This window comes from Syntrophotalea carbinolica DSM 2380, from assembly GCF_000012885.1.
GTDB lineage: Bacteria > Desulfobacterota > Desulfuromonadia > Desulfuromonadales > Syntrophotaleaceae > Syntrophotalea > Syntrophotalea carbinolica.
In genome coordinates this window covers 216344-227629 of record NC_007498.2, presented here as the reverse complement: position 1 = coordinate 227629, position 11286 = coordinate 216344, and the positions used below count along the sequence as shown (strand labels likewise).

Sequence of the window (11286 nt, the reverse complement as noted above, 5' to 3'; positions counted from 1 at the left end):
CGAGTCAGCCATAAAACATGATCGCCATGACGGTTTTCCGTTATAGCGCGAAACATGAACATTATAAAGAGTTAAATTTTACCACAGTTGGTATAAGGATTGGCAACGATACAGATCACGGCGCTGTTTAACCGTCACTTGGCAGTAATCCAGCAGCCGCTGGCCAGATGGATGAGGCAATCGGTGCAGCGGTTGTAGAGATAAGTCCAGGCTGTCCTGGGCATGTGATCGGCAGTCATCACAACCACTTCGGCGCGCCTGTATTCATGGGGTTCCGGAAACTGCGGGCCGACCTCTTCATAGACATCGAGCCGCGCCAGCAGAACTTCCGGGTGGCGCATCCGAAAAAGCTCCCCCCGAACGCGATCCTCGGGACACGTGGAGAGCACGGCACCGGGGTAGTGCCCCACTTGGTACAGACGCCCCTGCAGCCGGGCAGGCCCCAACAAAGAGGCCTGCCCGGCCAGCAGTTCATGAGCTCCGCCGTGCTGCTGCAGGGTTCCGTAAACAAAAAGCAGATCCGGCACGGGACTTATTCGGCCGTCGACGGTTCCGTCAGGGGAGGACGCCAGGTTTCCGACAGGCGTTCCTTCAAAAAGGCGTTCAGAAGGCTGTCGAACAGCTGCAGCCCTTCTTCGAGCAGGTACATGCGCTCAAAAAAGACCGCCATGCGCTCGCTGTGCTGATCGGTCAAAGCGTCTTTTTCCAGTTTGACAGCCGGGCAGCGGTAGGATCCGAACTGAAACAGTTCGCCCTTAAGGGTCATTTTCCACTGCAGTTCGCCCTTCTCCAGATACAGGGTGCCCTCGCCGATATCCTTGCCGGTATCGAGAGCGGCCAGCGCTTCATCAAAGCGGTCCTGAGGACCGGCCACGGTGATCTTCTGGGTCCCCTCTTCGTGGCCGCCGGTCAGCACCAGACGATCGTTGAGATAGGCAACGAAACTTTCTCCGTCAAGGGCCGGACCTGGTTGGGTGACGCGATAGTCGGATCCGGAATTCAGGGTGCGGTCGACCAACCAGCGCAAAAAGTCCCAGCCCAGCCAGAGATTGTCCTTGATCTGATCGAGCACGGTATCGTTAACCGCACGATTGAGCTGCTGCAGCCCCTCCTTGTGGTTGTCGTCGAGCACCGCTGCGGCCCGGGCCATGGGATGCACCGCCACCAGACGCAACCCCTCGAAGGAAGTTTTGAAAAGATTTTCGAAAAGCTCGAGGGTCTGGCCGTTAAGGGTGGTCACCGTAAGGCGTCCGCTTTGGGTATCCCAGACGGCATCGAACGTCGCCGGAGACGGCAAGGTTCGGGACAACAGGGTGCCGCGCACCGCCTCGCGCAATTCCTCGCGCTTGTTTTTGGGAACCCGCTGCAATCCGGGATGTTCGGCCAGAAACTTCTGCTCGGCACGTTCGAGATGGGCCTTGAGCAGGCCGCCGGGAATACGGCGCCGGTCGCGCCGCAGACTGAAGGTGAGGTAATGGTCGCGGGCGTAGGCATCGGGCTCCTCGAAATCCCACGCCTCGAAATCGTCCAGATGCACCCAGCCGGTCGACTGTTCCTCGCTGCTGCCTTCAATACTCTGAAAAGCATGCCCGGCCAGACACTGACCTGCCCATTCGATAAGATTCTCCGTCGGCAGTTCACCGACGACGCTGAACTGACAGATACTGACAGTATTGGATAACAGACCCATGGGATCCTCCTTATTTATAAATGGTTATCGTGCCATCACTCTTGTCAATAGGGGAAAAACACCATACCAGAGCGATGGCTGGTTCCCGAAAACATGCAGATTACAGGCCGAAACGGTGCAACAGGTATATGTCGGGAAGATGCGGGATAAAGGCTACAGGAAATACAATGTTTGTCCCTTTGAGGCAAGGAAATTCTGGACGGCGAGCCTCAGTCGGGCCTGTCCTGTTTCAGCCGTGGTGCCAGCAAACGGAACAGCATGGGAAACAGGATACTGGCCAGCACCGCCGTCAATACCAGCATGCCGTTAAGCGAAGGCGACAGCAGGCCCATTTTTTGTCCCAAGGTGCCGGCCACCACCAGCAGGGACAAGGGCGCCGCCAGCAGCAAGCCCATGCCGCATGCCTCCGTACCGCGCAAGCCGAACAGGCGCGCCGGCAGCAACGGCAGCAGCTTGGCGACCAGCAACAACACCGTCAATCCCAGGGCGAGCAAGACGGTTTGCGGCGAACCCAGCAGGGCGGGATCGAATGCGGCGCCGACACCGATGAAGAAAAACGGCGTAAGAAAACCGAAGCCGATGGCGTTGATCTTATCCTCGAAACGGCCCTTGCTCTTGAAAACGTGACTGAATATTACGCCCCCCATAAAAGAACCGAGGATCGGCTCGACACCGGCGGCGTAAGCGGCCAGGCCACCGGCAAACGCCACGGAAATAACCAGACGGATGCCTTCTTCGGTGGGGTCCTCGCTGCGCATGACGCGCGCGACATGATTCGGATGCCACCAGGCCGCCAGATACAGCAGTTTCAGGGCCAGTGCTGCCAGGCCCAGCAAGGCCACGAGTTTCAATAATTCTAAAAGCGCATGCGGAGTCAGTCCGTAATGATGGAAGATGTCGAGCAAAGTCAGCACCAGTATCGAAATCAACTCGCCGGCCAGCGCCACGCCCAGAATATCGCGCCCCAGGGGGCGCTGTAACAGACTCGACTCTTTGAGCACCGGGATGACGATGCCGGCGGAAATCATGGCCAGGACAACGCCGAGGTACCAGGGCAGCCCCATGAGGTGCAGCAACGGCGGCATGACGACAAAGGCCGGCAGAGGAATCAGCACATAGCGCAATACACGCCCGCTGCTTTGAAGCTCCCGCAGCGACAATTCCATACCGGCGATGAACATCAGGTAGATCAGGCCGAGTTCCTTGAGCAACTCGAACCATTCGGGCTGAGACGCCAGCACGGTATTGAACAGCACCATGCCGTAAACGATTTCGAGAGCCGCCGACGGTACCGACAAGCGCCGTGCCGCCAAGGGCATGACCGCCGCGCCGAATACCACCGTAACGAGAGTGACCAGCTGCTCAGCCATAGCTCAGAGAGTCTCCTGGTCCGCCGGCAACAACAGGGTCGAAATGTTGGCCCGGTCCACTACATGCCAGGGAACGTCGGGGTCGAGCCAATCCGGCCACAGACGCGGCTGACGCCATTCGCCGATATTGGCGACAAGCAGCTTGTGCTCCTGCAGCGCTTCGGAAAAAACCGCGATGGGGTTGCCCTCCACCAGCGTCTCGTGTATTTCGGTGCGATAGATGTGGCGCAGGCGATCGATGGTTTTGCAGATTCTTTCACAGCCGCTCAACTCATCATTGGAGGCAATGTATTCCGACGGTTTACAAACCAGCGCTTCAAGATTGAAATGCAGCGGGGCGGCGATCTCCAGGGCGGTCTGCATACTGGCCTGCAACTGGCCCTCAGCCATACAGGGGAGCGCCATGCGCTGATAGGGAAAGGTTCCGCCGCTGACCAGCAAAGGCGCCCGGAACACCAGGGAAAGCCGCATCAGCAGACTTTTGCGCGACTGGCCCAAGGCGGGGTTTTTAAAACCGCGACGCAGATGAGTGCGAGCCAGGACCACCAATCCCACCTTGCCCGTCGGCCCCGGAGCTACCGCCGGGTCGGCGAGCAGATCCGCCAGAGAGATCTGACGCAACTCGAAATGCCCGAGTCCCTGGGCGGCCAGCAAAGTACGGGAGCGCTCCAGATCACTGTCCCGCATCGAGCAAAGAACGACCGACGTCTGCGCCAGGGGAAAGGTCTTGACGATATAGGCCAGCTCGGCAAAATAATCCTCCGGTTCGCCGCCGAACAACAACGCCAGGGTACGGTCGCCGAATTCCAGGGGAAACTGCACGAAGCGGAAGGTCAACATCTCGGAGACGGTTTTCAGAACCCGCGGATCGCCGAGAATGATCAACTTGTCGCCGGGCTTGAGCACGGTGTCGTCACGGGGGATAACAATCGCCTCGTCTCGGTAGATGATGCCGATGCGCCACCGGCGGGGCCGGATACGGCCGATGGTATTATGGGCCAGACGGGAGTTGGGATGGATCTCGACTTCGAGGATTTCGTTTTTACCCAGGCCGACGCCGTGCACCGTCTTGGTTTTATGCTCGAGCCGGTTGCGAAGACCGATGGCGCTGACGCTGAAGATGTTTTCCACTTCGACGCCAAGCTCTTCCATGGCCGCGATACCCGCGCGGGTAATCCCGATAGCGTACACCTGGCGGGTGTCGAAATATTTTTTCACCACCCTGGCGACTTCGACATTGACTTTTTCAGTGGTGGCCGTGATGAGAACCGTATCGGTTTTCCTGACCCCGGCTTTTTCCAGAACCAGCCGGCTGGTGGCATCGCCCAACACGGTGCTGATGCCGTTGCTGCGAGCCTGCAGGGCGGCATCCAGGGCCTGCTGGTCCTGGTCGATCAAAACCAGTTCCCGATCGGGGGAGAGCAGGCGAATCAGCTTCTGACCGATGTTCCCGCCTCCGATGATGACATATCTGCCGGTAGCCATAGAATCTCCTTGAAAAAACGCATGCCGATTCGAGCCGAAGAGCATGTGAACCCAGTGTAAGTCCATTAAGGTTATTTGGCAAGAGGGCCAACGCCTCGCTGCAGCTCTCCTTTGACAGCAGAGCCACAGCGAGGCTATACTCTGTGAGTAAAAAGACTACTCAAGAGCCCCACAGGAGGCCGCGTGGACCCTTTTCTCAATGCGCAACTGAAATTGTTAGCGGAAAAAATCAACGCCCTCGGCAAGGAGAGTCTGGATGATATCCTGCATGCCCTGGTTAAGGCCGTCCACCTCATGACCGGTCGGAACACCTGCCGCATCTACCTGGAAGACCTGACCAGCGGCGCTCTGTGCGGCGCCATGGCCACCGGGCATCGGTCGGATATCGTCCGCGATCGATCTTTTCCCATCAACAATACCGAGTTTCCCGTCTCCCAGGTCTATCATACCCATGAAGACCTGCAGATCGCGGACATGAAAACGGCCGACAACCTTGTGGTCCGGCAACTGGCGGAGGATTTCAATATCCGTGCCGCATGCCATTTGCCGCTGGTGCACCACGGCCGCGCCGTTGGAGTCCTGGCGGTGGACAGCAGCCGTTCGGGACAAGTGCTCACCGACGCCCAGATTCGGCAACTGCGAAACTTTCTCGACGGCGTTATGGCCAATATCGACCAGGCCCGGCTGTACCATCAACAACTGGTTCTGTCCCGCTGGGTGGACGAAGCCAAAAAGAAGGAAGCCGCCCTGTGCATGGTCAAATCCGCCGTCAAGCTCATCGACAAACTGGCCCTGGCCGCGGTACTGGTGCCGACGCCCCTCGGCCCGGACAGCAGCGAGGAGTGCCTGCAGATCCTGTCGTCCTACGCCGAGGAACTGGAAGACAAGCAGGCCTATGAAAACCAGCGCCTGATCCACCTCGGCCCCGGCACCTCGCTGCTGTCGCGATACATCAACAGCACCGGCGTGATTGTCGACGACACCCTGCTGGAACCCCTCTACTTCCCCACCCTCTCCTCAGAGATGCTGCAAAAACGTTACCTGACCGAGGAACTCGGCCTCAAATCGCTGTACGTGGTACCGCGCTACGATCCGCGCACCCGCCGGGTCATCTGCCTGGTCAATTACTATACCCGCGGCACCCACCGCTTCAGCGAATTCGAAAAGGGTCTGCTGGAAGCTCACGCCGAAATGGCCCAACGCGTCATTCAGGAAATCGGCGACGAGCATGTCGAAATCAAGGTGCTGTCGGAAATCAACGATCTGCTGCACGAAAAACTCGAAGGCCTGCCCTCGTTTCTGAGCCGCGTACTGTCCAAGGCGACGGAACTCATCGGCGCCGACACCGGCAGCATCGCCCTGGTGCGCAAGGACCATAACCAGAGCTGGCTGGTGGTGGAGGAGCCTGACGGAAAACTGGTCGGCGCCAAAAGCAAGCAGCGCTTGAAAAAATACATCCCGCCGCTGCGGGTCGGCGGCACCGAACTGCCCCCGGAGCAGCGCAGCCTGACCGGCTACGTCGCTCATACGGGGCGCTCCTATATGGTGGCCGACGCCCTGGAGGAAATACGTACCGGCGGGTTTTACCACGAGGTCACCGATATCATCAAAAGCGAGCTGGGCGTGCCGGTGATCTGCGACGACGAGGTCATCGCCGTGATCTGCATGGACAGCCTGCGCCCCTACTATTTCAGCGACGAGCACAAACGCATCCTGCAGATCATCAGCCGCATGATCGCCCGCCATATCTCGGACCTGCTGTATATCGAAAAACTCACCGGCGAGGTAAGTCGCCTGGGCGGGGATTACGGCTACAAGGATCCCAACGTCTCGTCCTACAAACTCGGCAACATCATCGGCAATTCCGACAAGGCCAACGATATTGTCGCATTCATTCAGAGCATCACGCCGCCGCTGTTCAATCGTATCGCCATGTGGTTCAACAGCGACGTGCAGGAAGCGACCCTGGGGCTGCCCTCCATCCTCATCACCGGCGACACCGGCAGCGGCAAGGAATTTCTGTTCAACAACATCTACTCGCGTCTCAACCAGATGTACCAGCAGAACATCGACAGCAAAAGCGAACTGCCGGTGAAAAAGACCAACATCGCCGCCTACAGCGGAGAGTTGACCTATTCCGAGCTGTTCGGCCACAAACGCGGCGCCTTTACCGGTGCCCATGCCGACCGCAAGGGCATTCTGGAGGAAGCCCACGGCGGGCTGGTATTCCTCGACGAAATCGGCGACGCCGACCCCAAGACCCAGGTGCAGCTGCTGCGGTTCCTCGACAACGGCGGTTTCGTGCGCCTCGGCGAGAATCATACCCGCTACGCCCGGGTGCTGCTGGTGGCGGCCACCAACAAAGATCTGGGCCAGCTGATCCGCGAGGGCCGGTTCCGCGAGGATCTCTACCACCGTCTGTCGGAATTGGCCATCGAGGTTCCGTCCCTCAACGAACGGCGCGAGGATATTCCCGACCTGGCACTGCACTTCCTGGGCAAACTGCACCAGGTATACAAAAAGCCCGAAGAAACCGAGCAGACCGCGCCGATATTGAGCCGCGACGCGCAACTCCTGTTGGCGCAACACCACTTTGTCGGCAACATCCGCGAACTGCGCAGCATCCTGGTGCGGGCTTTGTTTTTCCGCAAGGGACGCAACATCGAAGAGGCGGATATCGCACGCGTACTGACCTCTCTCGGACCGCGCGGCGAAAAGCATTCCGCCGAAGAACTCACCAGCCAGGTGGCGCAGGAAACCCTCGACCGCATCGTACGCGGCGAAGACGACTTCTGGTCCGGCCTGCATGCGCCCTTCACCGAAAAGCGCATCTCGCGCGATGTGGTTACCGCGGTGATCGAACTGGCCAGGGAACGCGGCGCGGGCAGCATGCCGCAGATCGCCGAAATGCTGCGCGCCTGCGACAATACCAATGGGAACGGAGACGACAAGCGTCTGTTTTATAAATTCAAGAATTTCCTCTACAAGACGATTAAAATCGCATGATCCGCCTAAAGGGTTATGCCCGTCGGCTTGCTTGACAAAACCGCCATGGCTTCAGGCATGTTATACCTCCGGGGCTTCCATCGGCACGACGCGGAACTCCTTGATTTCCTCCCCGCGCAGTATGACCGCCTTGACCGGTTCGCCAATCGTCCACTCGGCCAGAAAATGATGGATGGCATCGATGTTGGACATGGGTTGGTCGGCCAGCGAAATAATCAGATCCCCCACGCGCAGACCGGCCCGGGCGGCCGGCCCCTGGGGGTCGAGCCCCGCCACCTCGACCACGGAGGCTTCATCCAGGTGCAGCTGCCGCGCAAGGGCGCGAGGCAGGGGGCGCTGCTGACCGGCCAGGCCCAGATGAGCCCGGCGCACCCGGCCGTGGGTGATCAACTGGGCCGCCACCAGACGGGCGGTGGCGGCGGGAATGGCAAAGCCGATCCCCTGGGCCTGGGCGATGATCGCCGTGTTGACCCCCACCAGCAGACCGTGGGCATCGACCAGCGGACCGCCCGAGTTGCCCGGGTTAAGCGGCGCGGTGTGCTGGATGATGTTTTCGATGAGCCGGCCCTGCTGGCTGCGCAGGGCACGGCCAAGCGCACTCACCACCCCGGTGGATACGGTGGAAGAGAAGCCGAAGGGATTGCCGATGGCGATGACCAGTTGCCCGACCCGCAACTGTCGCGAATCGCCTATTTCGACATAGGGCAGCCCGGAGCTTCCGGCACGCAATACCGCCAGATCGGTAGCCGGGTCGGTCCCGACCAGGTTCGCCTCAAGCCGGCTGCCGTCCTGCAGAATCACGGTGAAACAATCCGCGGCCTGCACCACATGATCGTTGGTCAGGATATAACCGTCGGGTGCGATGATGACCCCGGAACCGATCCCCGCAGGCTCAACGCCAGTCCCCCTCCGACCCTTGCCGGCAAAGACCCCCACCACCGCAGGCCCCACCGCCTCCGCCACGGTAATGACCGCCTGCGAATAGGCATCAAGGAGTTCGACCTGGGTTTCGGCATCCGGCCCCGGTCGACATGAGCCAGTCTGATCCTGGGAATCACGATGCTCTTTTTGCGGCCCATGGTTGTCTTTGGGATCCGTTGCCATGTTGCCTCCCTGTCGTTTTCTGCCCCCCCTTGCCAGATGAAGTCACCAGGGGTTCCTTTCAGCACGGTGCATCTTTTAAAAGTTTGCCCGTTGTAGCTGAATTGGCAAGCGAACAAGAGCTCCAAAGGACAACAGGTATCATCGGCCACCTGCGAAGCAGATGGCCGGACCCTAAAATACTGCGTACCAGGGCTCCGATGCCGAGTGGCGACCGGTCAAAAAACGCCCGGCATGCAGCTTTTCAAGAGACTTATTGATGAAGAAGGTTGCGCAGCGAACCGGCAGGAGTATCACAAGTTACTGATCTTCAGGGTATATTCTCCATACGGATAAGCGGATAGGCCCACGGAGAATAAAACCTCCCCGTCGACAACGGTCACAATCTGCGTGTTATCTCCGGCAGGATCCGACTCCACAACGACCCCCTCCCCATAAATGGAGCAATCGACATTCCCGACTTCCAGAATAAGCTCGATGCGGAATACAGCTCCCTCAAAACCCAGCACCTGGACGAAGCTCATATGTTCGCCGCCCACCTGGGATCGGTGATAATAAGGGGCACGGTTTGCGGAGAAACTGATGGTGGTAAAATCCCTGCTCACATCTTCACGATAGTGCAGTATGTGCGACGGGGCACAGCCTGACAACACCAACATCCCCAGGAAAAAGCAGTATAGCGATCTGATCATGAAAACCCCATACACAGACATTGTGTCTCTCCGGTTGTCACCGGAGCAGGACGGATTCCGGCACCTGTTTCCATTCTTTCCGGATGGCCGAAATCCGTCCAGACATTACATACCGCAAGGTTTTACCCGTCTAGCGGATAAAGCTCATTTTGGTACGTTTTTCCAGGGTCGGATAGGGAACAGTCCCTTTGGCGTTGTCGATACATTTCAGCAGCCAGGCCATGTTTCTCGCCAGAATCCTCATGATCTGCAACCCTTCCACATCCTGTTTCAGCTCGTCGGCATTGGTACCGTGAACGGAATTCCAGTAGTGAGAAGAGACCAGCGGCATCTGGGCAAAGGTAAAATACTTGTTCAGCCTGTCGAAAGCGGCGCTGGTGCCTCCGCGTCGGCTGCTGACAATGGCGGCACCCGGTTTAAAGGCGTAAGGATCCGCTTTCTGGTAAAAGACCCGGTCGAGAAAACCGCATAAAGATGCGTTCGGTCCGGCAAAATAAACCGGCGAACCGACAATCAGGCCGTCCGCCTGCTTGAGCAGATCGATACATTCGTTGACCTTGTCATCTTTAAAAACACAGTAGCCGGTTTTCACACACCCCATACATGCGGTACAGCCTTTGATCCCCTCTTTCCCGATATGAAGCATGCTGCTGTCGACATCGTTTTTCGTCAGTTCCCCGGCAATTTCGTTAAGTGCCGTCTGGGTGCAGCCATTCGCATGGGGGCTTCCGTTAATCAACAAAACGTTCATCGGTCTGTGTCCTTCCCTATTCGTCATGGGATATGGTTTTACATCCCGGTTATTGTTGTTTTCATTGTTTTGCCAAGTGCCTGATCAATAAAACACATGTCATCGACCCTAAGCGGCCGGTGACTCAACCGCCCCGGCAACAGATCCTGGGGTGCGAAACTACCGCCCAGGCTGGTCCTGCTAGGCGACATGCCTTTTTAACATGCGGTTCACCACAGGTACATGCTTGCTTTTTTGTTCATGATTTTGAGTTCAAAACAATCGGAACATGGTGTCCGGGCCACCCCGTAACATATGTGAAGAGGCAGCAGATGTTCCTCTCGGGGGTGGCAGAAGCGCGCACCAGGGGCATCGGCCCAGTGGACAAGTCTCTTCGCTCTCTCCTCTTCCGGAAAATTTGAACTACAACACGTTTTCAACAACCATTCATCAAAAGAATAGTTCAACTCTTGAGATTCAGGGGTATCGGCTGCAAAAAAAGCCCTTAAATTATGAAAGGAAAAACCCGAACCAAGCACCAATACGTTCTGCCGGTTAAGTGACTGAAGCGCTCGGCCGATTTTAAGGTGATGAGAAGGGTCGAGTGTGTTCACCAGAGATAACTGGACACAGGGGATATCAGCTTCCGGATACATTATCTTGAGCGGTACAAACAAACCGTGATCGAATCCCCGCATAGCATCTAATTTCGCTTCAATACCGGAGTTCTCCAGCACATTATGGATCTCGCCAGCCAAAGATGGCTCACCTGCACAGGGATACCGGATAGCATAGGATTCCTCCGGAAACCCGTAGTAGTCATAGATCAAAGATGGACTCTGCCCGGACGTAATGGTCGGGATCTTCTCTTCCCAATGCGCACTTACCACCAGCAGAGCATCGGGTTTGGGTATTTGCGCAGCAATCTTTTCCAGGCATGACACCATTTCACGATGTCCGGGATCACCGATAAGAGGTAACGGACCGCCGCCATGAGAGATAAATAGCGCTTTGGGGATCTGTGCCATAGCTGATCTCCTAAGGACAAAACTTTACTGGTTAACTGTATGCTTACCGTTCTCACCTTTTCAGACGAAGAACGGCCCTCTTTGATCTCTGTAACTTTTAAGCAGTAGAGACCATCCTTATCGTATGCCGCACATTTCCATTCTCTGTTTTTCCAGAAGATCTTTTCCGGAACCCACATCCTTA

General features: G+C 57.5%; 9 protein-coding genes. 1 reads left to right on the top strand and 8 read right to left on the bottom strand.

Annotated elements, in window-relative coordinates:
* Nucleotides 1-134: 134 nt before the first annotated feature.
* The 4 genes from PCAR_RS01490 to PCAR_RS01475 form a co-directional block, all read right to left on the bottom strand.
* Complete coding sequence (locus PCAR_RS01490) at nt 135-527, bottom strand: gamma-glutamylcyclotransferase family protein (protein WP_011339839.1); 393 nt, start codon at nt 525-527, stop codon at nt 135-137.
* A gap of 5 nt (nt 528-532) precedes the next feature.
* Entirely contained in the window at nt 533-1690 is a 1158-nt protein-coding gene (gene rdgC / locus PCAR_RS01485) for a recombination-associated protein RdgC (RefSeq protein WP_011339838.1), read from the bottom strand.
* Nucleotides 1691-1899: 209 nt separating this feature from the next.
* Entirely contained in the window at nt 1900-3060 is a 1161-nt protein-coding gene (locus PCAR_RS01480; RefSeq protein ID WP_011339837.1) for a cation:proton antiporter, read from the bottom strand.
* 3 nt (nt 3061-3063) lie between these two features.
* Nucleotides 3064-4545: a potassium channel family protein gene (locus PCAR_RS01475; RefSeq protein WP_041531208.1), complete on the bottom strand. Its 1482-nt coding sequence runs from the start codon at nt 4543-4545 to the stop codon at nt 3064-3066.
* A gap of 183 nt (nt 4546-4728) precedes the next feature.
* On the opposite strand from PCAR_RS01475, the gene PCAR_RS01470 reads away from it, so the two are divergent.
* Nucleotides 4729-7551: a GPMC system transcriptional regulator gene (locus PCAR_RS01470; RefSeq protein WP_011339835.1), complete on the top strand. Its 2823-nt coding sequence runs from the start codon at nt 4729-4731 to the stop codon at nt 7549-7551.
* A gap of 60 nt (nt 7552-7611) precedes the next feature.
* On the opposite strand, the gene PCAR_RS01465 is transcribed toward PCAR_RS01470, so the two are convergent.
* The 4 genes from PCAR_RS01465 to PCAR_RS01450 form a co-directional block, all read right to left on the bottom strand.
* The gene (locus tag PCAR_RS01465) at nt 7612-8655 is read right to left on the bottom strand and encodes a S1C family serine protease (protein WP_011339834.1); all 1044 of its coding nucleotides are present in this window, start codon (nt 8653-8655) and stop codon (nt 7612-7614) included.
* 290 nt (nt 8656-8945) lie between these two features.
* Entirely contained in the window at nt 8946-9344 is a 399-nt protein-coding gene (locus PCAR_RS01460; protein WP_148204277.1) for a hypothetical protein, read from the bottom strand.
* 130 nt (nt 9345-9474) lie between these two features.
* The gene (locus PCAR_RS01455; RefSeq protein WP_011339831.1) at nt 9475-10095 is read right to left on the bottom strand and encodes a flavodoxin family protein; all 621 of its coding nucleotides are present in this window, start codon (nt 10093-10095) and stop codon (nt 9475-9477) included.
* A gap of 209 nt (nt 10096-10304) precedes the next feature.
* Complete coding sequence (locus tag PCAR_RS01450) at nt 10305-11102, bottom strand: DODA-type extradiol aromatic ring-opening family dioxygenase (protein WP_011339830.1); 798 nt, start codon at nt 11100-11102, stop codon at nt 10305-10307.
* Between the last annotated feature and the right edge of the window lie 184 nt (nt 11103-11286).

What these genes read in the sequence shown, in the direction of transcription:
- rdgC (WP_011339838.1), bottom strand. Translation starts at nt 1,690, where the DNA reads ATGGGTCTGTTATCCAATACTGTCAGTATCTGTCAGTTCAGCGTCGTC.
- PCAR_RS01480 (WP_011339837.1), bottom strand. Translation starts at nt 3,060, where the DNA reads ATGGCTGAGCAGCTGGTCACTCTCGTTACGGTGGTATTCGGCGCGGCG.
- PCAR_RS01475 (WP_041531208.1), bottom strand. Translation starts at nt 4,545, where the DNA reads ATGGCTACCGGCAGATATGTCATCATCGGAGGCGGGAACATCGGTCAG.
- PCAR_RS01465 (WP_011339834.1), bottom strand. Translation starts at nt 8,655, where the DNA reads ATGGCAACGGATCCCAAAGACAACCATGGGCCGCAAAAAGAGCATCGT.
- PCAR_RS01460 (WP_148204277.1), bottom strand. Translation starts at nt 9,344, where the DNA reads ATGATCAGATCGCTATACTGCTTTTTCCTGGGGATGTTGGTGTTGTCA.
- PCAR_RS01455 (WP_011339831.1), bottom strand. Translation starts at nt 10,095, where the DNA reads ATGAACGTTTTGTTGATTAACGGAAGCCCCCATGCGAATGGCTGCACC.
- PCAR_RS01450 (WP_011339830.1), bottom strand. Translation starts at nt 11,102, where the DNA reads ATGGCACAGATCCCCAAAGCGCTATTTATCTCTCATGGCGGCGGTCCG.